At 69.6% G+C, this 22,335-nt stretch carries 17 protein-coding genes and 2 rRNA genes; 3 read left to right on the plus strand and 16 right to left on the minus strand.

The genetic code is table 11. The annotated features are described in order from the left end of the window. Window positions 1–64: 64 nt before the first annotated feature. The 5 genes from ACX25U_RS15335 to ACX25U_RS15355 all read right to left on the minus strand — a co-directional run bounded on the left by ACX25U_RS15335 (window position 65) and on the right by ACX25U_RS15355 (window position 5,872). The gene (locus tag ACX25U_RS15335) at window positions 65–1,774 is read right to left on the minus strand and encodes a uroporphyrinogen-III synthase (protein WP_454392465.1); all 1,710 of its coding nucleotides are present in this window, start codon (window positions 1,772–1,774) and stop codon (window positions 65–67) included. Continuing rightward, window positions 1,771–2,766 (minus strand): hydroxymethylbilane synthase, encoded by a 996-nt coding sequence (hemC, locus tag ACX25U_RS15340; RefSeq protein WP_454392467.1) that lies wholly within the window; start codon window positions 2,764–2,766, stop codon window positions 1,771–1,773. The genes ACX25U_RS15335 and hemC overlap by 4 nt, the downstream gene beginning before the upstream one ends. Further along, a complete protein-coding gene (locus ACX25U_RS15345; protein WP_454392469.1) occupies window positions 2,763–4,523 on the minus strand; it encodes a glutamyl-tRNA reductase in 1,761 nt (586 codons plus the stop codon). Before ACX25U_RS15345 ends, hemC begins: the two co-directional genes overlap by 4 nt. After that, entirely contained in the window at window positions 4,520–5,284 is a 765-nt protein-coding gene (locus tag ACX25U_RS15350) for a redox-sensing transcriptional repressor Rex (protein ID WP_454392471.1), read from the minus strand. Before ACX25U_RS15350 ends, ACX25U_RS15345 begins: the two co-directional genes overlap by 4 nt. Window positions 5,285–5,596: 312 nt before the next feature. Next, complete coding sequence (locus tag ACX25U_RS15355) at window positions 5,597–5,872, minus strand: glutaredoxin family protein (protein WP_454392473.1); 276 nt, start codon at window positions 5,870–5,872, stop codon at window positions 5,597–5,599. Window positions 5,873–6,066: 194 nt separating this feature from the next. On the opposite strand from ACX25U_RS15355, the gene ACX25U_RS15360 reads away from it, so the two are divergent. After that, window positions 6,067–6,993 carry an HAD family hydrolase gene (locus ACX25U_RS15360; RefSeq protein ID WP_454392475.1) on the plus strand — a complete coding sequence of 309 codons (927 nt, stop codon included), beginning with the start codon at window positions 6,067–6,069 and terminating at the stop codon, window positions 6,991–6,993. A gap of 368 nt (window positions 6,994–7,361) precedes the next feature. Here the strand turns inward: ACX25U_RS15360 and ACX25U_RS15365 are convergent, their stop codons facing one another. After that, window positions 7,362–8,924 carry a protein kinase domain-containing protein gene (locus tag ACX25U_RS15365; protein ID WP_454392477.1) on the minus strand — a complete coding sequence of 521 codons (1,563 nt, stop codon included), beginning with the start codon at window positions 8,922–8,924 and terminating at the stop codon, window positions 7,362–7,364. A 283-nt stretch (window positions 8,925–9,207) separates the two neighbouring features. On the opposite strand from ACX25U_RS15365, the gene ACX25U_RS15370 reads away from it, so the two are divergent. Together ACX25U_RS15370 and ACX25U_RS15375 are read left to right on the plus strand one after the other, a co-directional pair. After that, entirely contained in the window at window positions 9,208–10,029 is an 822-nt protein-coding gene (locus ACX25U_RS15370; RefSeq protein ID WP_454392479.1) for an ECF subfamily RNA polymerase sigma factor, BldN family, read from the plus strand. A 234-nt stretch (window positions 10,030–10,263) separates the two neighbouring features. Beyond that, a complete protein-coding gene (locus tag ACX25U_RS15375; protein ID WP_454392481.1) occupies window positions 10,264–11,499 on the plus strand; it encodes a DUF5667 domain-containing protein in 1,236 nt (411 codons plus the stop codon). 269 nt (window positions 11,500–11,768) lie between these two features. On the opposite strand, the gene ACX25U_RS15380 is transcribed toward ACX25U_RS15375, so the two are convergent. From ACX25U_RS15380 to ACX25U_RS15425, 10 genes are all read right to left on the minus strand, one after another. Then, the gene (locus ACX25U_RS15380; RefSeq protein ID WP_454392483.1) at window positions 11,769–12,830 is read right to left on the minus strand and encodes a lysophospholipid acyltransferase family protein; all 1,062 of its coding nucleotides are present in this window, start codon (window positions 12,828–12,830) and stop codon (window positions 11,769–11,771) included. A gap of 14 nt (window positions 12,831–12,844) precedes the next feature. Continuing rightward, complete coding sequence (locus ACX25U_RS15385; protein WP_454392485.1) at window positions 12,845–13,918, minus strand: NAD-dependent epimerase/dehydratase family protein; 1,074 nt, start codon at window positions 13,916–13,918, stop codon at window positions 12,845–12,847. Window positions 13,919–14,171: 253 nt separating this feature from the next. After that, on the minus strand, window positions 14,172–14,270 hold the full coding sequence (locus ACX25U_RS15390) for a 30S ribosomal protein bS22 (protein WP_003948845.1): 99 nt from the start codon (window positions 14,268–14,270) through the stop codon (window positions 14,172–14,174). A 112-nt stretch (window positions 14,271–14,382) separates the two neighbouring features. Then, complete coding sequence (locus ACX25U_RS15395; RefSeq protein ID WP_004984898.1) at window positions 14,383–14,595, minus strand: helix-turn-helix domain-containing protein; 213 nt, start codon at window positions 14,593–14,595, stop codon at window positions 14,383–14,385. Between the two features lie 129 nt (window positions 14,596–14,724). Next, window positions 14,725–15,540 carry a phosphatase gene (locus ACX25U_RS15400; RefSeq protein WP_454392487.1) on the minus strand — a complete coding sequence of 272 codons (816 nt, stop codon included), beginning with the start codon at window positions 15,538–15,540 and terminating at the stop codon, window positions 14,725–14,727. 132 nt (window positions 15,541–15,672) lie between these two features. Then, window positions 15,673–16,845 (minus strand): acetoin utilization protein AcuC, encoded by a 1,173-nt coding sequence (locus ACX25U_RS15405; RefSeq protein ID WP_454392489.1) that lies wholly within the window; start codon window positions 16,843–16,845, stop codon window positions 15,673–15,675. Next, window positions 16,796–18,046, minus strand: a complete 1,251-nt coding sequence (locus tag ACX25U_RS15410; protein WP_454392491.1) for an MFS transporter — start codon at window positions 18,044–18,046, stop codon at window positions 16,796–16,798. Before ACX25U_RS15410 ends, ACX25U_RS15405 begins: the two co-directional genes overlap by 50 nt. 91 nt (window positions 18,047–18,137) lie before the next feature. Beyond that, window positions 18,138–18,782 (minus strand): HAD family hydrolase, encoded by a 645-nt coding sequence (locus ACX25U_RS15415; RefSeq protein ID WP_454392493.1) that lies wholly within the window; start codon window positions 18,780–18,782, stop codon window positions 18,138–18,140. Between the two features lie 61 nt (window positions 18,783–18,843). Then, a 5S ribosomal RNA gene (gene rrf / locus ACX25U_RS15420) occupies window positions 18,844–18,960 on the minus strand. Between the two features lie 84 nt (window positions 18,961–19,044). Continuing rightward, window positions 19,045–22,166, minus strand: a 23S ribosomal RNA gene (locus ACX25U_RS15425). Window positions 22,167–22,335 lie beyond the last annotated feature (169 nt).

Raw genomic sequence — 22,335 nt, forward strand, 5'->3', positions numbered from 1 at the left:
TCCCGTGCGTACGGGACAGCGGGGCGTTCGTTCAGGCCGGGGCCGGGCAGGCCTCGCCGGAGCGTCACGTCGACGTACGACGCCTCCGCGATCCCGGACGGCGCTCGCTCGGTCGCGTGACCGGGTCGCCCGCCTCCAGGGCCGCCAGCCGGCGCTTCGCGCCGAAGTCGGCCAGGACCTCGGCCAGCTTGTGGACCGAGGGCTCGGGGGCCATCACGTCCACGCGCAGGCCGTGTTCCTCGGCCGTCTTGGCCGTCGCCGGGCCGATGCAGGCGATCACCGTCACGTTGTGCGGCTTGCCCGCGATGCCGACCAGGTTGCGGACCGTCGAGGACGACGTGAACATCACCGCGTCGAAACCGCCGCCCTTGATGGCCTCGCGGGTCTCCGCGGGAGGCGGCGAGGCGCGGACCGTGCGGTAGGCCGTGACGTCGTCGACCTCCCAGCCGAGTTCGATCAGGCCCGCCACCAGCGTCTCCGTGGCGATGTCCGCGCGCGGGAGGAAGACCCTGTCGATCGGGTCGAAGACCGGGTCGTACGGGGGCCAGTCCTCCACGAGCCCGCGGGCCGACTGCTCGCCGCTCGGGACCAGGTCCGGCCGCACGCCGAAGTCGATCAGGGCCTTGGCCGTCTGACCGCCGACCGCCGCGACCTTGATGCCGGCGAAGGCGCGGGCGTCGAGGCCGTACTCCTCGAACTTCTCCCGCACCGCCTTGACCGCGTTGACCGAGGTGAACGCGATCCACTCGTAGCGGCCCGTGACCAGGCCCTTGACCGCGCGCTCCATCTGCTGGGGCGTGCGCGGGGGCTCGACGGCGATCGTCGGGACCTCGTGCGGTACGGCGCCGTAGGACCGCAGCTGGTCGGAGAGCGAGGCCGCCTGTTCCTTGGTGCGCGGCACCAGGACCTTCCAGCCGAACAGCGGCTTGGACTCGAACCACGACAGCTGGTCGCGCTGGGCCGCGGCGCTGCGCTCACCGACCACGGCTATCACCGACCGGTGGCCGTCCGGGGACGGCAGGACCTTGGCCTGCTTCAGGGTCTGCGCGATCGTGCCGAGGGTCGCCGTCCAGGTGCGCTGCCGGGTGGTCGTACCGGCGACCGTGACCGTCATCGGGGTGTCCGGCTTGCGGCCGGCCGCGACCAGCTCGCCGGCCGCCGCGGCGACCGAGTCGAGCGTGGTGGACACGACGACCGTGGCGTCGGAGGCGCCCACCTCCGTCCAGCAGCGGTCCGAGGCGGTGCGGGCGTCCACGAAGCGGACGTCCGTGCCCTCGGCGTCCCGCAGCGGCACCCCGGCGTACGCGGGCACGCCGACGGCGGTCGCGATACCGGGAACGACCTCGAAGGGAACGCCGGCGGCGGCGCAGGCGAGCATTTCCCCCGCGGTGTACGTATCAAGTCCCGGGTCCCCGGACACCGCACGGACGACCCGCCTGCCGCCCCGCGCAGCCTCCATGACAAGATGTGCGGCATCCCGCGCCACGGGGACCCCAGCGGTTGCTGACGTGCCGTCAACGACCGTGAGCTGGGGCGTGCCCGTGCCCGGAACCGGGGCCGAGGAAGCATCCGGGTCCGTGTGCACGACGGTGACGCCCTGCCGGGCGTGCGTGCGCACGACCTCGAGCACCTCGTGCTCGCCGACGAGGACGTCCGCGTGCGCCAGCGCCTCCACGGCGCGCAGTGTCAGAAGTCCCGGATCTCCGGGTCCGGCACCCAGGAAGGTGACCTGCCCGTGTTCAGGACTGGCGGCGGAAAGGGTGGTGGGGCTCAATGTGCTCGCTCCCCCATCAGACCGGCCGCGCCCTGGGCGAGCATCTCGGTGGCGAGTTCGCGACCGAGTGCCATTGCCTCATCGTGCGTCTGGGGCACGGGACCGGTGGTGGACATCTGCACCAGCGCGGAGCCGTCGGGCCTGCCGACGACGCCCCGCAGGCGCATTTCCTTGACAATCTGCCCGTCGGCCTGGGGGTCCCCCCGCTCGAGCGGAGCCGAGAGTGGGGGAAGGTCGGCCAGCGCGCCCACAGGGGCGCTGCAACCGGCCTCCAGGGCGGCGAGCAGTGACCGCTCGGCGGTCACGGCGGCCCGCGTGTGCGGGTCGTCGAGCTCGGCGAGCGCGGCGATGAGCTCCGGGTTGTCCGCGGTGCACTCGACCGCCAGGGCCCCCTGGCCAGGGGCGGGCAGAACCGTGTCGACCGACAGGAAGTCGGTCACCTCGTCACTACGGCCGACCCGGTTCAGTCCGGCGGCGGCCAGGACGACCGCATCGAGCTCGCCGCTCTTGACGAAGCCGATGCGGGTGTCGACGTTGCCCCGGATCGGGACCGTCTCGATGCCCAGGCCGTGGGCACGGGCGTACCCGTTCAGCTGGGCCATGCGGCGCGGCGAACCGGTGCCTATGCGCGCCCCGTCGGGCAGGTCGGTGAACTTCAGCGCGTCCCGGGCGACGAGCACGTCACGCGGGTCCTCACGCTCCGGGACGGCGGCCAGGACCAGGTCCTCGGGCTGCGTGGTGGGCAGGTCCTTGAGCGAATGAACCGCGAAGTCGACCTCGCCCCGCTGCAGCGCCTCGCGCAGCGCCGCCACGAACACGCCCGTGCCGCCGATCTGCGCCAGGTGCTCACGGGAGATGTCGCCGTAGGTGGTGACCGGGACGAGCTCGACGGGCCGTCCGGTCACCTGGCTCACGGCGTCCGCAATCATCCCGGACTGGGCCATGGCGAGCTTGCTGCGCCTGGTCCCGAGCCTCAGTGCCTTCTCACTCATACTGGCCCTCGGTTCTTGCTGTGGATCTCGGAGTCGTCGTCGGCCCGCGAGACGGAGGCCACCGTCTCCGGATCGAGGTCGAACAGGGTGCGCAGCGCGTCGGCGTACCCGGCGCCGCCGGGCTCGGCCGCCAGCTGCTTGACCCTGACGGTCGGTGCGTGCAGCAGCTTGTCGACGACCCGCCGCACGGTCTGGGTGATCTCCGCCCGGTGCTTGTCGTCGAGGCCGGGCAGCCGCCCTTCCAGGCGGGCGATCTCGCTGCTGACGACGTCGGCGGCCATGGTGCGCAGGGCGACCACGGTGGGCGTGATGTGCGCCGCCCGCTGGGCCGCCCCGAAGGCCGCGACCTCGTCGGAAACGATACGGCGGACCTGGTCGACGTCGGCTGCCATCGGGGCGTCGGCGGAGGCCTCGGCCAGGGACTCGATGTCCACCAGGCGGGCCCCGGCGAGCCGGTGCACGGCCGCGTCGACGTCGCGCGGCATGGCGAGGTCGAGGACGAACAGGGACGGCTCGGGCCGCGGGGCGGCGACCGGCTCGGGCTTGCGGCGCTCGGGGACGCGGCCGGCGGTGGCCGCGGTCGCGGCGAGCGCGGTGATCAGCTCGGCGTCGGCCTCGGTGTCGCGGCGGTCGACGGTGCCTCCCCCGAGCTCTCGGCCTCGCTCGAGCAGGGAGGTGCCCTCACCGACCCAGGTGCCGTGCTGCTCGAGGGTGGCCGCGTCCATGCCGGCGACGGCGGACTCGCCCATCAGGGAGAAGCCGGGCTCGGCGGCCGCGGCCAGGGCCGGCGGGCAGCCCTCCTCGGCATTCACACCGGCCGGCGGCAGCGGGGTCTCGCGGACGCCCGCCTTCACGGCCGTACGACCGCTGTCGTGCCGCTCCGCGCCGGCTTCGGCGACAGCGGCGGACGCGCCCGTACGGCCCGCGACCGCGGCGGCGATCGTCCCGGCCGTCAGGACGAGTCCCGTCGCGCCGGTGCAGGAGACGGCGACATCTGCACGTGTCAGCTCGGCCGGTACGGCGTCCATCGGTACCGCGCGGGCCCGTACGTCCGTGTCGTCGCCCTCGGTGAGGATCTGGGCGAGGTGCTCAGCGCGGTCCTGCGTACGGTTGGCGATCACGATCTCGGCGACGCCGGCCCGCGCGAGCGTGGCGGCGGCCAGCGACGACATCGAGCCGGCGCCGATGACCAGGGCCTTCTTGCCGCGCGCCCAGGCCTGTACGTCCGCGCCCGCGGACAGCTGCTCCAGGCCGAAGGTGACCAGGGACTGCCCGGCGCGGTCGATGCCGGTCTCGGAGTGGGCGCGCTTGCCCACCCGCAGGGACTGCTGGAACAGGTCGTTCAGCAGCCGTCCGGCGGTGTGCAGCTCCTGGGCCCGGGCCAGGGAGTCCTTGATCTGGCCGAGGATCTGCCCCTCGCCGACGACCATCGAGTCCAGGCCACAGGCCACCGAGAACAGGTGGTGGACGGCCCGGTCCTCGTAGTGCACGTAGAGGTGGGGGGTGAGCTCCTCCAGACCGACCCCGCTGTGCTGGGCGAGCAGCGTGGACAGCTCGGCGACACCGGCGTGGAACTTGTCCACGTCGGCGTACAGCTCGATGCGGTTGCAGGTGGCCAGCACGGCGGCCTCGGTGGCCGGCTCGGCGGCGACCGTGTCCTGCAGCAGCTTGATCCGGTCGTCCGCGTTCAGCGAGGCGCGTTCCAGGACGCTGACCGGGGCGCTGCGGTGACTCAGTCCGACGACGAGAAGACTCATGCCGGCATCACGGCGGGCATGTCCCCGTCGGGTCCCTGGTCGGCGGACTCGTCGCGGCCCGCGGCGGTCTGCGGAAGGGGACCCTTGCCGACGGCCTCCTCACCGGCCTTGCGCTGTTCGTGGAAGGCGAGGATCTGCAGCTCGATGGAGAGGTCGACCTTGCGCACGTCGACGCCGTCCGGGACGGTCAGCACGGTCGGCGCGAAGTTCAGGATGGAGGTGACGCCGGCGGCCACGAGCCGGTCGCAGACCTGCTGGGCGGCGCCCGCCGGGGTCGAGATCACGCCGATCGAGACGCCGTTGTCCCGGACGATCTTCTCCAGCTCGTCGGTGTGCTGGACCGGGATGCCGGCGACGGGCTTTCCGGTCAGGGCCGGGTCGGCGTCGATGAGCGCGGCGACGCGGAAGCCGCGGGAGGCGAAGCCGCCGTAGTTGGCGAGGGCGGCGCCGAGGTTGCCGATACCGACGATCACAACCGGCCAGTCCTGGGTCAGGCCCAGTTCGCGGGAGATCTGGTACACGAGATACTCGACGTCGTAACCCACCCCGCGGGTCCCGTAGGAGCCGAGGTAGGAGAAGTCCTTGCGCAGCTTGGCGGAGTTGACCCCCGCCGCGGCCGCGAGCTCCTCGGAGGAGACCGTGGGGACCGAGCGCTCGGACAGCGCGGTCAGAGCTCGGAGGTACAGCGGAAGCCGCGCGACGGTGGCCTCGGGAATCCCTCGGCTACGGGTCGCCGGTCGGTGAGTTCGGCCAGTTGCCACGGTGCTCCTGCGGGTAGAGCGAGGCTGCAGGCGGTCATACGTCTCCGGACCGCCCCGTCGACAGCAGGCTATGTCTTTGTGAACGCGTGCACAAAGATAGTGTCCGATTTGTCCGGCCAACGTGACCGGGGTCACGCGCCCCCGGCGCAGACTTATGGAACCGGCGCACAAGCACCGCTGTCCCTTTCTTGTCGGGGGCAAAACCGCACACTCTCCTCTACGATCCCCACCCCCGAGACCAAGACGCCGTCGATCCTAAGCGACTTCCGGCCGTTTTGGACTCCTCGGTCAGCGTCGATCAGTCGATGAGCGTCAACTCGTGAGCGCCTTGCGCAGCCGCTCCTCGTTCACGCGCCAGAAGGTGTGCTGCTCCCCGTCGACGAGCACGACGGGAATCTGCTCCCAGTACCGGTCGTGCAGCTCACGGTCCTCGGTGATGTCCTTCTGCTCCCAGGGGACGCCGAGGTCGGCGCACACCCTCTCCACGACGGCCTGCGCGTCGTCGCACAAGTGACAGCCCGGCTTGCGGACCAGGGTGACGAGCCGGTCCTGGGGCTCGGGGGACTTACGGCGGAAGATGGGACTCATGTCGGCCATTCTCGCCCCGTCGCGCGCCTGCGGAACCCCACCGGGACCGGCCGTCGCGCGCGGGGCCGGCCTGCCCCGTCCGCGCGGCGACGCGCCGCCCGTATGAGTTCTTTAACGACACCGTCGCCGAGAGTTCACAGCCTTCCAACGTCACGACTCCGGAACCACCGAACAGACTGGCTATGCTCAGCGCCATGGCCGCTCTAGGATGGCTCACTCCCCGTAGGCGCTCCGCCACGGCGCGAAGCGTGTTGGCAGGCGAGGCCTCGGCGGAGGCAGCGCGCAAGTCCTCCCAGGAGGCAGAGGTCCCGCCGCCCCCCGACGAGGGGGCGGAGTTCCCGGTGCACGGGGACGACCGGGCCGCCGCGTTCTTCGACCTGGACAACACCGTCATGCAGGGTGCCGCGCTGTTCCACTTCGGCCGGGGCCTGTACAAGCGGAAGTTCTTCGACACGCGCGACCTCGCCAAGTTCGCCTGGCAGCAGGCGTGGTTCCGGCTGGCCGGGGTGGAGGACCCCGAGCACATGCAGGACGCGCGCGACTCGGCGCTGTCGATCGTGAAGGGCCACCGGGTCTCGGAGCTGAAGTCGATCGGCGAGGAGATCTACGACGAGTACATGGCCGAGCGGATCTGGCCCGGCACGCGCGCGCTCGCCCAGGCCCACCTGGACGCCGGCCAGAAGGTGTGGCTGGTCACGGCCGCGCCGGTGGAGATCGCGCAGGTCATCGCCCGCCGCCTGGGCCTGACCGGTGCGCTGGGCACGGTGGCGGAGTCCGTCGGCGGCGTCTACACCGGCCGCCTGGTCGGCGAGCCGCTGCACGGGCCCGCGAAGGCGGAGGCGGTACGCGCTCTGGCCACCGCGGAGGGCCTGGACCTCTCCCGCTGCGCCGCCTACAGCGACTCCCACAACGACATCCCCATGCTGTCCCTGGTCGGCCACCCCTACGCCATCAACCCCGACGCCAAGCTCCGCCGCCACGCCCGCGAAATGGACTGGCGCCTACGCGACTACCGCACCGGCCGCAAGGCCGCCAAGGTCGGCATCCCCGCGGCAGCGGGCGTCGGCGCGGTCGCCGGCGGCACAGCAGCAGCCATCGCCCTCCACCGCCGCCGCCGCTGAACCCACGGCCCCGCGGATCCACCCCCTCGCCTCGGCAACGGCCACGCCCGCGGATCCCCCGTCGGCCACGGCCCGCACGCCCCGCCGCCGGTCAGAAACCACGGGCCCGGGCCCGGTGCCGGCCACGGCCCCACTGCACCGCACCCTCACGGGCCGGCACCTTTCGCCGCCGCACGGCCCGCCGCCTGCCGTTGCCCACCCGGCCTACCATCGGCGCCGGCCCACGGGGCCCGGCGCAGGCCACGGCCCGACCGGCACCCCGCCGTCGCGGCCGGACCGGCCGACCCGGCGGTCGCCGCCGCACGGTTTCACTCGGGTGACGTTCCCGGCTTGGTCGGGCGTGAGGCGGGTCCCGCGCCGGGCGCGCCCTAGGAGCGGGAGCAGCGGCCGGCCGGGTGGTCGGCCGGAGGGCGGCACTGGAGGGGGAAGTCGGACGGGCTCGTACTCAGGTAGCGGCCGATGCACGCGTTGGCCGTGGTTCTGCCGCGGGCGGCGCAGAAGGCCAGCGCGGAGCGCCCGTCCGCGAAGGGACCCGGGGCGTAGAACACCCAGTAGCCCGGGCGCAACGACGCGAAGTCGTCGCTGCGGAGAACCTCCGCTTCGGGCACCGACCGCCGAACCGTGGCGAGCCGTTCGTCCCGCACGGCGACGCCCGCGCCGACGGGCTCGGAGTAGAGCTGGGCGATCCAGCGGCCGTCGGGCAGGGGAGCCCGTTCGACCGGGGTCGCCGATGGCGTCGCCTCAGCCGTCGGCTCCGCCGTTCCGCGCGCTGCCGGATCGGCCGTCGCGTCCTTGGTCGGCTCCGCCGATGCCACGGGAGTCCGCGCGGACGGGGAGCTCACGGCGGTGGTCGCGGGCCCCGCGGACGCCGTGCTCGGCGACATGCCCACCTTCTCGCTCGCCATGTCCTTCCCCGGACCACGAAGGGAGAGCACCAGTGCCGTCGTCACGGCCGTGGCGGCCGCCAGCACCGCCGCGGTCACGGCGACGACGACCGCCTTCCGGCCCCGCCGCCGCTCCGGCGCGGGCGCAGGCCTCGGGCTGTCCAGCCGGGTGGGCACATGCCCGGGGGGAACGGACGGCGGCACCGAAGCGGTGAGCGTCGGCTGCGCCCAGCGGCCGGGCGCCGAGCCGGACTCCACCTGCGCCAGCATCGCGTCCAGCCGCTCCGCGTCCGCGCGCGCCGCCGGGTCCCGCACCAGCAGCGCCTGGAGCACGGAAGAGAGCGGGCCGGACCGCACGGGCGGCGGCACGGGCTCGTCGAGCACCGCGGCGAGGGTGGCCAGTGCCGTGGCACGCCGCAGCGGGCTGACGCCCTCGACGCTCACGTACAGCAGCAGTCCGAGCGACCACAGGTCGGACGCGGGGTCGTCGTCGTGGCCACGGATGCGCTCGGGAGCGATGTACTCGGGTGAACCGACGAGTTCACCGGTCGCCGTCAGCGAGGTGGAGCCCCGCAGCCCCGCGATGCCGAAATCGGTGAGCACGGCGCTTCCGTCCGCGCGCAGCAGCACATTGGCGGGTTTCACGTCCCGGTGGTGGACGCCGACCGCGTGGGCGGCCCGCAACGCGGACAGCACCTGACGGCCCAGACGGGCAGCCTCCACGGGCGTCATCGGGCCGGCCGCGAGCCGCTCCTGGAGGGAGGGGCCGGACACCAGCTCCATCACCAGCCACGGATGCGGATCCGTATCGACGATGTGATGGATGGTCACGACGTTGGGATGGTTGAGCCGGGCCAGCGCCCGTGCCTCGCGCAGAACGCGCTCGCGCGAGACGTCCGACGCCTCCGCGTCCGACCGCACGGCCTTGAGCGCGACGTCCCGGTGCAGCACGGTGTCGCTCGCCCGCCAGACCGTGCCCATTCCGCCGCTTCCGAGCTGTTCGATCAGCCGGAACCGCCCGTCCACCAGGTCTCCCCCTGTGCCCATGCCAACAGGTTAGCCAGGCACTCGCTTGGCGGTGGACTGCCAGGATGCGCCCCAGACTCACACCGAAGCCGGAACGGATCGATCAGGAAACGGTCACTCTCCGGTGCGCCACCGGACGTCAATCGGTTACGGAAGCGACGTAATCGATGATTTGAGCAACTCGGTGTAGTGAGCCCTGCACGAAGCGTTATTCTCCTCAGACGCAAACCGGTACCCCTCCGTCGCCACGACGGGTGAAAGGTCCCGCACTGCATGTGATGGAAGCTCTGCCTCTGGGAGTCCCGTGTACCCACACGTCGGGGTTGACGCCTCGGGCCTGGCTACGCTCCGCGCAACGGTCCTGGACCTGCTGCGCGGCCTCGTCCCCACCGCGTACGCCGGCCCCGCATTCGCCACGGCCGCACCCGTGGGCCCGTGCTACGCGCTGGCCGGCAGCATGGAACAGGGGCCGGCCCACAGCACCGTCGTCGACGGGCGGCGGGCGGGGGAGGCACGGACGGCCGGCAGACGAGGGCGCGCCGCGGGGACCACCGTCCGACGCCCGGCCGCGGACAGCGACAGCGCCCGGATGATGGAGCTGGTGGAGCGCGCCCAGGCCGGCGAGGCCGACGCCTTCGGCCGCCTCTACGACCAGTACAGCGACACCGTGTACCGGTACATCTACTACCGCGTCGGCGGCAAGGCGACCGCCGAGGACCTCACCAGCGAGACCTTTCTGCGCGCCCTGCGCCGTATCGGCACCTTCACCTGGCAGGGACGCGACTTCGGCGCCTGGCTGGTCACCATCGCCCGCAATCTGGTCGCCGACCACTTCAAGTCCAGCCGCTTCCGCCTCGAGGTCACCACCGGTGAGATGCTCGACGCCAACGAGGTCGAGCGCTCCCCGGAGGACTCCGTCCTGGAGTCCCTGTCCAACGCCGCCCTCCTGGACGCCGTACGACGGCTCAACCCCCAGCAGCAGGAGTGCGTCACGCTCCGCTTCCTGCAGGGCCTGTCCGTCGCCGAGACCGCCCGTGTGATGGGCAAGAACGAGGGCGCCATCAAGACCCTCCAGTACCGGGCCGTACGCACTCTGGCCCGGCTCCTCCCGGACGACGCCCGCTGACCCGCCCACGCTCGGCGACCCTCAACTCACCTTCTGCAGAGGCACGTTGACTTCTCCATCGGATCCTGTGCCGTCCGTAACCCAAGTGCCGAGCCGCTCGTTGTGCGGGATAGAGGCTCCCTGTGGTCACGCCTCGGCCAATCCTGATCACTCGTTCGTGTGGACGCGGCCGTGGACGTGCAACCCTCAGGACACCTGGGGAGTCGACCGTCATGACGAGAGGAGGTGCCGCCAGTGATCGCGAACGTATCGGCGCACCGGCGGGCGAGCGCCTTCGCCCAGGCCCTGGAGGAGCTGTCCGACCAGGGCACTGCGGCCGAGCAGTCCGAAGGACCGGCACCGGCCCCGGCTGCCGCGGAGCAGACCGAGCAGGGCCGTCTGTTGGCCCTCGCCACCGGTCTGGGCGCGCTGCCCCGGCCAGAGCTGGACCCCGAGGTCAAGGCCGTCCAGCGGGCCCGCCTGGTGGCCGCGATGGAGGCCATGCTGCAGGAGAGCACCGCGGGCGAGGCAACGGACCCATCGGTGCCCAAACAGCAAGCGCGCCACGCGCGGGACGCCCATCGGGCGAGTGGCCTGGGGAAACTCCGGCCGCGCACGCGGCTGGGCAAGTCACTGGCCGCCGGCGGGCTCAGCCTCGGCGTGGCCGCGGGAGCCTTCGGAGGAGTGGCCGCTGCCAGCTCCGACGCCCTCCCCGGTGACTCCCTGTACGGCCTCAAGCGCGGCATCGAGGACTTCAAGCTCAACTACCTGACCGACGGCGCCGACGAGCAGGGCCAGGCCTACCTCGATCTGGCCTCCACCCGGCTGAGCGAGGCCCGCAGGCTGATGGACCGCGGCCGCGGCGGCCACCTCGACCACGAGTCGCTCGGCGAGATCCGCCGCGCCCTGTCCGGGATGCGGCACGACGCGTCCGAGGGCCACCGCCTGCTGCACGAGGCGTACGAGCGCGACCCCGACTCCCTGGGCCCCATCCAGGCCCTCTCCACCTTCTCCCGGGCCCACCGCGCGGCCTGGGGCGCGCTGCGCGACCAGCTGCCCGTGCAGCTCGGGGACGTCAGTCAGCAGGTGTCGTCGGTGTTCGACGCCATAGACGAAGAGGTCGCCCCGCTGCGGTCGCTGCTGCCCCAGCCCGCCACGCCGGGCGGCGGCGACGGCAAGCGGCACGAGACCGGCCCGACGCCGTCCCCCGGCGCCTCCCGCACCGGTCCGTCCGCCCAGCCCAGCACCGGCGGCGACGCATCCTCCGGCAGCCACCACCCCGGCAGCGCCGGCCCCAGCAAGTCGGCCGGCGGCGAGGGCGAGGGCCTGTTCGGCGGCAACACCGGTGGCCTGCTCGACCCGCCCAAGCCCAGCGGCAGCACCTCACCGTCCGCGAGTAAGTCGGCCCACAGCGGCCCCGAGGTGACCATCCCACCCCTGCTCCCGGGCCTGCTGCCCGGCCTCGGCATCGAGGCGGAGGACGCCAAGTAGCGGCCGTACGGCGACGGGGGTGCCCCTCTCACCAGGGGCACCCCCGTCGCCGTAGCACCACTCAGGCTCGAAAAGAGCAGATCAGGCGCAGAAGATCCATCCCCTCGGAAGAACACCGACCGACGCTGCACCAACAGCTTGACCCCTCCTGTCTGCCGCCCTCGCGCTGCTCCGCAGGCTTCGGACAGCTGCACCGGACTCCGCCCGGCGACTTCACGCAGCCCAAACCCCCTGCCCCAGCACGCCATGACGCAGAGGGCCCATCCCCCTCAGAAGAACACCGACCGACGCTGCACCAACAGCTTGTACAGCGTGTGCTGGATCTGTTCGCGGACCTGGTCGGTCAGGTTGAACATCAGCATCGGGTCCTCGGCCGCCTCCGGCGGGTAGCCGTCCGTCGGGATCGGCTCGCCGAACTGGATGGTCCACTTCGTCGGCAGCGGGATCACGCCCAGGGGGCCCAGCCACGGGAAGGTCGGCGTCAGCGGGAAGTACGGGAAGCCCAGCAGACGCGCGAGGGTCTTGGCGTTGCCGATCATCGGGTAGATCTCCTCGGCCCCGACGACCGAGCACGGGACGATCGGCACGCCCTGGCGCAGGGCGGTGGAGACGAAGCCGCCGCGGCCGAACCGCTGCAGTTTGTAGCGCTCGCTGAAAGGTTTCCCGATGCCCTTGAAGCCCTCCGGCATCACCCCGACCAGCTCCCCCTGCCCGAGCAGCCGTTCGGCGTCCTCCGTGCAGGCGAGCGTGTGGCCGAGCTTGCGGGCGAGCTCGTTGACCACCGGCAGGACGAAGACCAGGTCGGCCGCGAGCAGCCGCAGATGCCGATCCGCGGGATGGTGGTCGTGCACGGCGACCTGCATCATCAGCCCGTCCAGCGGCAGCGTGCCGGAGTGGTTGGCGACGATCAGCGCGCCGCCCTTGTCGGGGATGTTCTCGATGCCCTTCACATCGACCCGGAAGTATTTCTCGTACACCGGCCGCAGCAGGGACATCAGGACCTGGTCGGTGAGCTCGGCGTCGTAGCCGAAGTCGTCGACGTCGTAGTCCCCGGTGAGCCGACGGCGCAGGAACGCCAGGCCGCTCGCGATGCGCTGCTCCAGCCCGCCGTCCCACGCCGGCCCACCCGGCGGCTGCGGCGGCTGTTCCTCGCTGGTCACAGGGGCATCATCCTGCTCGGCCCCCCTGGTGGGCAGGGCCTTGACCTCGCGGACCGCCGCGGGCTCGCCGCCGGTACGCCGGCTGCCCGTGCCCCGGCGTCGCGACGGCCGCTGTACGGAGCCCCCGCGGGACCGGTCGTCGTCGAACGGAATGACCTTGGCGTCCGCCATGGTTGCTGCGCTCCTCAGTCGGCGCTCTGGGTCGGGGGGTGGGTCGGGAGGTGGCCGCTGCCCCGGTGGGACAGCCCGGCGATCCTGTCGACGGCCCCCGCAAGGGCCTCCGGCGGCAGCAGCCCGGGGCCACGGCTGCGGGCGAACTCCGCGAAGGTCTCCGAGGTCGTGTACTTGGGGTCGAATCCGAGTGTGTCGCGCATCTGGTCCGTGGCCACGACCCGGCCATGGGTCAGCAGCCGGATCTGCTCGGGTGAGAAGTCCGTCATTCCCAGCGTACGCACCAGCGAGCCCGCCCACGTGACGGCGGGCAGCAGCAGCGGCACCGTGGGCCGTCCGAGCCGCCGTGCGCACTGCGAGAGCAGCAGCACGCCGTCGCCGGCGATGTTGAACGTGCCGCTGTTGAGCGTGGAGCGGCGCGGCTCGTGCGAGGCGATCCGCAGCACCTCGACCACGTCGTCCTCGTGCACGAACTGCAGCCGCGGGTCGTAGCCGAACACCGTCGGCAGGACCGGCAGCGAGAAGTACGAGGCCAGCGGCGTGTCCGCGGAGGGGCCGAGGATGTTGGCGAATCGCAGCACGCACACGGCGACGTCCGGCCGCCGCCTGGCGAAACCCCGTACGTACCCCTCGACCTCCACCGTGTCCTTCGCGAAGCCGCCGCTGGGCAGCGACTTGGGCGGGGTGGTCTCGGTGAACACGGCCGGGTCCCGGGGCGCGGAGCCGTAGACGTTGGTACTGGACTTCACCACCAGCCGCTTGACCGACGGGGACTTCTGGCAGGCGCCGAGCAACTGCATGGTGCCGATGACGTTGGTCTCCTTGACCGTGGCCCGGCTGCGGCTGCCCAGCGCGATACCGGTCACGTCCATGTGCACGACCGTTTCGGCAGACGTCTCGGCGAGCACGCGCGCGATCGTGGGCTGCCGGATGTCCGCCTGGATGAAGTCGGCGCCGCCCAGATGGTGCTCGGGCGGGACCGCGTCCACGGCGACCACCCGGTCGACCTGCGGGTCACGCTGGATGCGCCGTACGAACCGGCCCGCGAGCCGACGGGCCACTCCGGTCACGAGCACGACCTGTCCCAAGATCAGTGCCTTCCTTCCCGCCTGGCTTCCCGCCGCGTACCGTGTGCGGTTTCCCCGTGTACGGCCAACCTATCGGGTTGATGTTGCGCTGTGATGACCGCCCGATGCGCGAAGTAACGAGGGGCACGTAAGTACGAACATACCGGGCCGCCCGGTGTCCGGCCGCCCAGGACGCGCATGGCCCCCCACCAGGTGCGGTGGGGGGCCACAGACACGCTTTCGCGATGTCGCGTACCTCGTAGCGACCAGCGTCCTACTTCTTGTTACGACGCTGGACGCGGGTGCGCTTGAGCAGCTTGCGGTGCTTCTTCTTGGCCATCCGCTTACGCCGCTTCTTGATAACAGAGCCCACGACTACCCTCGCTCACTTCTCATCACTCGGTGTTTGGGCGCCATGGGCCCACACGACCTACGAGGGGCTAGCCTACCCGCCCGAGCGCTGAGGTCGTAAATCGAGGTCGCCGTCAGGCGGTTTCCACCCCCACGTAGCTCTCACGAAGGTACTCGTGGACCGCTTGCTCCGGGACGCGGAAGGACCGCCCCACACGGATCGCGGGCAGATGACCGCTGTGCACCAGCCGGTACACGGTCATCTTCGACACTCGCATGACCGAGGCGACTTCCGCCACGGTAAGGAACTGAACCTCGTTCAGAGGCCTCTCGCCAGCTGCAGCCATGACACACCTGAACCTTCCGCACTCGACGGCCACCGGCTTCCCCTTCCGGTGACTCTTCGTCGCTGCGTGCTCACTCCCCAGACTAGGGGCGGGTGATGCGAGTGGGGAAGAGGTGTACCCATCGGCGGCCTACTGTGACAGACACGCTCGATTGAGTACGTAGCGGGCCAGCGGGCGGTAGTAAGCGGGCCGCACGGCGTCATCAAGTGGAACGACGACGGACACGCGCCCCTCGGCCTGCCCGACGAAGAGCGCGGGGTCGTTCGTGTCGGCCGGCCCCATGGCCTCGAACCCCAGCTGACCTGCTCCGCAGGCCCAACCGTGATCCCCGATCACCAGCTTCGGCAGCGGGCCGCCGGCGTCGGCGGCCGCGGCGAGCGCCAGTCGAACCGGGAGCGGCGAGTGCGTGTGTGCGCCGGGCTCACAACCGGTGCGTTCACTGCCGGGCGGCCGGACCAGGGCGACTCCTCGTACGTACTGGAGGTTGTACGTGCGTAGCCCGAACCGGGTCGTTATGTCGACACAGCGACCCTGCGCCGGGGTGAGGACGGCACACCCCGCCGCCGACAGGGCGTCCGCCAGCGCGGCGTAGAAACCGAGCAGCCGGTGCGGGTGCCCGGTGCCGAGGAGCACGGCCTCACCGCGCCGGGCGGCCGCACCGAGCCGGTCCGCGAAGACACCCAGCGCGGTGAGCGTCAGCTCCGGGTCGATCACATCATGGCCGAAGGTGTGCGCGGGATCGGCCGAAACCCCGCACTTCTCCGCCATCAACTCGACCAAGTCCCGCTCCCGCCAGTCCCCTTCGGGATCGATCCCGATCAACACCCGGGGGTCGCGGGCTGCGAACAACCGATAACTGCGCAGACTGTCCTCCCGCGAGGTCCCCACGACCCCGGCAAGACCGACCCGCACCAGATGGGCACGCAAGGCAGCGGTACTCGACACGGGAGCGATGGTGACGGACACCCGCCCAGGACACCCGGAAAACCCACGAACACCGCACAGTTGGCGTAACGCACCTGGCCTGCGGGCAGTCGCAGCCGCTCAGCCTGCGCCCACCCCCGCGCCAACCCACGGCTACGCCAACAACCCCCGCAGCGGAAACACCGCTCGCCGAGTGGCCAGGATCGCCTGATCCAACCGATCCGCAGGGTCGTACCCCGCCTCCCACTCGGCCCAGGAAACCGGCCACCGCCCATCGGTCATCCGCATCGGCCCCAACTGCCGTGTCCGCGCGAACACTTCCTGCCGCCAGCTCTCGGGAATCACCGTCTCCGGCTCCACCGGTCGCCCCACCGCGATCCCCACCAGATGCGTCCACGACCGGGGCACGACCTCCACCACCGCGTACCCGCCCCCGCCCAACGCGACCCATCGCCCCTCGGCGTACTCGTGCGCCAGCGAGTGACAAGCCACCTGCACCGCCCGCTGCGCGTCCAGCGACACCGCGAGATGCGCCAGCGGATCCTCGAAGTGGGTGTCGGCCCCGTGCTGCGTCACCAGCACCTGCGGCCGGAAGTCGGCGAGCAGCTCCGGCACCACGGCATGGAACGCCCGCAGCCACCCCGCGTCCCCGGTCCCGGCCGGCAGCGCCAGGTTCACGGCCGACCCCTCCGCGGACGGAGCCCCCGTCTCCTCCGGCCAGCCCGTCTGCGGGAACAGCGTCCGCGGATGCTCGTGCAGCGAGATCGTCAGTACACGCGGGTCCTCCCAGAACGCCGCCTGCACACCGTCTCCGTGGTGTACGTCCACGTCGACGTACGCGACCCGCTCCGCGCCCAGCTCCAGCAGCCGCGCGATCGCCAGCGCGGCGTCGTTGTAGACGCAGAAGCCGGACGCGCAGCCCGGCATCGCGTGGTGCAGCCCGCCGGCGAAGTTCACCGCGTGCAGCGCGTCCCCACGCCACACCGCCTCCGCCGCACCCACCGACTGCCCCGCGATCAGCGCGGACACCTCGTGCATCCCGGCGAAGGCCGGATCGTCGAGCGTCCCCAGCCCGTACGTCCCGTTCGCCGCCCCCGGATTCGCCGACGCGGCCTTCACCGCACCGATGTAGTCCTCCCGGTGGACGAGCCGCAGCGTCGACTCCCCGGCCGGCTTGGCCGCCACCAGGTGCGCCTCCCGGTCGAGCCCGAGGGCGCCGACCAGTTTCCGGGTCAGGGCGAGGCGGACCGGGTCCATCGGGTGGCCCGGACCGAAGTCATACCCCGTTACTGCCTCGTCCCACATCAGCTGTGCGCGGCCGCTCATGACCGCCACGGTATCGGTCGGGCCGAGGCGCGAACGACCTGGCGTACACCAACGTCACCAGCACCAACACCATGGGCACCAGCATGGCCCCCCGATAGCTCCAGGCGTCGCCCAGCGCGCCCACGAGCGGAGAGCCGATCAGAAAACCCACGTAATTGAAGATGTTGAGCCGCGCGACGGCCGCGTCCGAGGCCCCCGGGCCGTGATTTTCAAAAGCGTGACGTCCTGCCGCCGCGAAGGTCTGCGGCACCAGCACGCACAGCCCCAGCCCCAGAAGGGTGAACCCCAGCATCCCCACCCGGGCCCCGGGCGCCCCGGCGACCACCGCGAACCCCAGCGCCGCCACCAGCGCGCCCAGCCGTACGACGGTCACGGCGCCGAACCTGCGCACTCCGCGGTCCCCGATGGTCCGCCCCAGCAGCGTGGTGACCATGTACACGTTGTACGGCACGGTCGCCAGCTGCTCGGAGCCGCCCAGTGTGTCCTGCAGGTACTTCGCGCTCCAGTTGGAGACGGTCGAGTCCCCGATGTACGCGAATGTCATCACCAGGCACAGCGGCAGCAGCAGCTTGAAGGCGACGGCCCCGCTCCCGTTCCCGCCGGCCTTCTCGGCTTCTTCGGCCTCTTCGGATACGACCGCTGCCTGCTCGTCGACGTACCACCGGCTCCCCACCAGGGCCGCCGGCAGCAGCACCGCCACCACCGGCAGATACGACACCCACAGCGCCAGATGCCAGTGCGCCCCGGCCCAGGCCAGCGAGGCACCCACGATCCCGCCGAGGCTGTAGGCGGCGTGGAAGCCGAGCATGATGCTGCGGCCGTACGTCCGCTGCAGGCTCACCCCGAGCATGTTCATCGAGGCGTCCAGCGCGCCCACGGCCAGCCCGAAGGCGGCGAGCGCGACGCCCAGCTCGGCCATCCGGCCGCCTGTCCCGACACCGAGCAGGGACAGCAGGACGACGGGCTGGGACCAGCGCAGCAACCGGCTGGGCCGCACTCGCTTCACCAGCTGTTCGGTGGTCACGCTGCCGGCGCCGGCGAGGATCGGCACGGCGGCCAGGAACACCGGCAGCAGCGCGTCGGAGACCCCGTACCGGTTTTGGACGGCCGGGATGCGCGTCACGAGGAGAGCGAAGGTGACGCCCTGCGCGAAGAAGCTGAACGCCAGCGAGGCCCTACCGCGCCGCAGCACATCTGTCATGGCGGCGAGCGTAGGGCTCTGTGCTACCCGTGGGTAGATCCGGCCAAAGATGAATTCGTCTCAGCTCCACCGGCGGACGTCATGTCCGGCGTCATGCCAGCAGGCCGGTCAACTCCTCCATGCGGCAGAAGAGTTGAGTGGCCTGCGTGAGCTTCGCGGCCGGTGTCGTCGCCGTGAACCCGTAGACGTCCATCCCGGCCGCGGCGGCCGCCTGCACACCCAGCGGGGAGTCCTCGACGACGACGCACCGCTCCGGGGCGACTCCCATCCGCTCGGCCGCGTACAGGAACAGGTCCGGCGCCGGCTTGCCCCGCCCCACGTCCTGCGAGCTGAAGATGCGTTCCTCGTCGAACCACCGGTCGAGGCCGGTCGTCCGGTGCCCCACCCGGATCCGCTCATGGCTCCCCGAGGACGCGACACAGTACGGCGACCCGTCCACGACCAGCTTCCCCAGTACGTCGCCGACGCCGGCCACCGGTTTCAACTCCCGCTCGAACGCCGCGAAGACGCGGGCGTGGAAGACGTCGTCGAAGTCGTCCGGCAGCCGTTGCCCCGTCCGCTCCCGGACCAGGTCGTGGATCCGGTGCATTGCCGACCCCATGTAGTCACGGATGGAGTCCTCGTACGAGGTGGGGTGGCCCAGCTCGGTGAGATAGGCGGCCAGGAGCCGGTTGGAAATGGGCTCGCTGTCGACGAGGACGCCGTCGTTGTCGAAGATGACGAGGTCGTAGCGCATGCGCACGAGCTTAAACGCAGAAAACCCCGCACCGTGAGGTGCGGGGTTTTCTTCAATATTTGTTCGGCGGTGTCCTACTCTCCCACAGGGTCCCCCCTGCAGTACCATCGGCGCTGTGAGGCTTAGCTTCCGGGTTCGGAATGTGACCGGGCGTTTCCCTCACGCTATGACCACCGAAACACTATGAAACCGTCAGCCGGCCATGTGTGGCCACATGGGACCGTTCGTGGTTTCAGAACCGACACAGTGGACGCGAGCAACTGGGGACAAGCCCTCGGCCTATTAGTACCGGTCACCTCCACGCCTTGCGGCGCTTCCAGATCCGGCCTATCAACCCAGTCGTCTACTGGGAGCCTTACCCCATCAAGTGGGTGGGAGTCCTCATCTCGAAGCAGGCTTCCCGCTTAGATGCTTTCAGCGGTTATCCCTCCCGAACGTAGCCAACCAGCCATGCCCTTGGCAGAACAACTGGCACACCAGAGGTTCGTCCGTCCCGGTCCTCTCGTACTAGGGACAGCCCTTCTCAAGACTCCTGCGCGCACAGCGGATAGGGACCGAACTGTCTCACGACGTTCTAAACCCAGCTCGCGTACCGCTTTAATGGGCGAACAGCCCAACCCTTGGGACCGACTCCAGCCCCAGGATGCGACGAGCCGACATCGAGGTGCCAAACCATCCCGTCGATATGGACTCTTGGGGAAGATCAGCCTGTTATCCCCGGGGTACCTTTTATCCGTTGAGCGACGGCGCTTCCACAAGCCACCGCCGGATCACTAGTCCCGACTTTCGTCCCTGCTCGACCCGTCGGTCTCACAGTCAAGCTCCCTTGTGCACTTACACTCACCACCTGATTGCCAACCAGGCTGAGGGAACCTTTGGGCGCCTCCGTTACCCTTTAGGAGGCAACCGCCCCAGTTAAACTACCCATCAGACACTGTCCCTGATCCGGATCACGGACCCAGGTTAGACATCCAGCACGACCAGACTGGTATTTCAACGACGACTCCCACCGCACTGGCGTGCGGCTTTCACAGTCTCCCAGCTATCCTACACAAGCCGAACCGAACACCAATATCAAACTGTAGTAAAGGTCCCGGGGTCTTTCCGTCCTGCTGCGCGAAACGAGCATCTTTACTCGTAGTGCAATTTCACCGGGCCTATGGTTGAGACAGTCGAGAAGTCGTTACGCCATTCGTGCAGGTCGGAACTTACCCGACAAGGAATTTCGCTACCTTAGGATGGTTATAGTTACCACCGCCGTTTACTGGCGCTTAAGTTCTCAGCCTCGCCCACCCGAAGGTGAGCTAACCGGTCCCCTTAACGTTCCAGCACCGGGCAGGCGTCAGTCCGTATACCTCGCCTTACGGCTTCGCACGGACCTGTGTTTTTAGTAAACAGTCGCTTCTCGCTGGTCTCTGCGGCCACCCCCAGCTCGGAGTGCAAGACTCGTCACCGGGCGCGGCCCCCCTTCTCCCGAAGTTACGGGGGCATTTTGCCGAGTTCCTTAACCATAGTTCACCCGAACGCCTCGGTATTCTCTACCTGACCACCTGAGTCGGTTTAGGGTACGGGCCGCCATGAAACTCGCTAGAGGCTTTTCTCGACAGCATAGGATCATCCACTTCGCCGCAATCGGCTCGGCATCGGGTCTCGGACTGCATGCCAGGCGGATTTGCCTGCCTGGCGTCCTACACCCTTACCCCGGGACAACCACCGCCCGGGCTGGACTACCTTCCTGCGTCACCCCATCACTCACCTACTGACCGCTTGGTCCGGCGGCTCCACCACTCCCCTCAACTCCGAAGAGATCAGGGCGGCTTCACGGCCTTAGCATCACGATGCTCGATGTTTGACGCTTCACAGCGGGTACCGGAATATCAACCGGTTGTCCATCGACTACGCCTGTCGGCCTCGCCTTAGGTCCCGACTTACCCTGGGCAGATCAGCTTGACCCAGGAACCCTTGGTCAATCGGCGCACACGTTTCCCACGTGTGTATCGCTACTCATGCCTGCATTCTCACTCGTCAACCGTCCACGACTACCTTCCGGTGCCGCTTCACCCGGCAGACGACGCTCCCCTACCCATCACAGCCGGCGTTGGCCGTTATGCTGCAATGACACGACTTCGGCGGTACGCTTGAGCCCCGCTACATTGTCGGCGCGGAATCACTAGACCAGTGAGCTATTACGCACTCTTTCAAGGGTGGCTGCTTCTAAGCCAACCTCCTGGTTGTCTGAGCGACTCCACATCCTTTCCCACTTAGCGTACGCTTGGGGGCCTTAGTCGATGCTCTGGGCTGTTTCCCTCTCGACCATGGAGCTTATCCCCCACGGTCTCACTGCCGCGCTCTCACTTGCCGGCATTCGGAGTTTGGCTAAGGTCAGTAACCCGGTAGGGCCCATCGCCTATCCAGTGCTCTACCTCCGGCAAGAAACACACGACGCTGCACCTAAATGCATTTCGGGGAGAACCAGCTATCACGGAGTTTGATTGGCCTTTCACCCCTAACCACAGGTCATCCCCCAGGTTTTCAACCCTGGTGGGTTCGGTCCTCCACGAAGTCTTACCTCCGCTTCAACCTGCCCATGGCTAGATCACTCCGCTTCGGGTCTTGAGCGTGCTACTCAACCGCCCTGTTCGGACTCGCTTTCGCTACGGCTACCCCACCCGGGTTAACCTCGCAACACACCGCAAACTCGCAGGCTCATTCTTCAAAAGGCACGCAGTCACGAGAACGAGGCAAGCCTCGTTCCGACGCTCCCACGGCTTGTAGGCACACGGTTTCAGGTACTATTTCACTCCCCTCCCGGGGTACTTTTCACCATTCCCTCACGGTACTATCCGCTATCGGTCACCAGGGAATATTTAGGCTTGGCGGGTGGTCCCGCCGGATTCACACGGGATTTCTCGGGCCCCGTGCTACTTGGGTGTCTCTTCGACGAGCCGCTGACGTTTCGGCTACGGGGGTCTTACCCTCTGCGCCGGACCTTTCGCATGTCCTTCGCCTACGCCAACGGTTTCTGACTCGTCCTGTTGCCGGCAGACAACAGCAAAGAGATCCCACAACCCCGCATGCGCAACCCCTGCCGGGTCTCACACGCATACGGTTTGGCCTCATCCGGTTTCGCTCGCCACTACTCCCGGAATCACGGTTGTTTTCTCTTCCTGCGGGTACTGAGATGTTTCACTTCCCCGCGTTCCCTCCGCACTGCCTATGTGTTCAGCAGCGGGTGACAGCCCATGACGACTGCCGGGTTTCCCCATTCGGAAACCCCCGGATCACAGCCTGGTTGACGGCTCCCCGGGGACTATCGCGGCCTCCCGCGTCCTTCATCGGTTCCTGGTGCCAAGGCATCCACCGTGCGCCCTTAAAAACTTGGCCACAGATGCTCGCGTCCACTGTGCAGTTCTCAAACAACGACCAGCCACCCATCACCCCCGGACAACATCCGGAGTTCACTGGGGCCGGCGGCCGAGGAAAGGTCATTCCCTCAGACACCCAACAGCGTGCCCGGCACGACCGGCCGACCAGGCCAGCGTTCCACGCCCCG

Source organism: Streptomyces sp. JNUCC 63 (assembly GCF_054366325.1).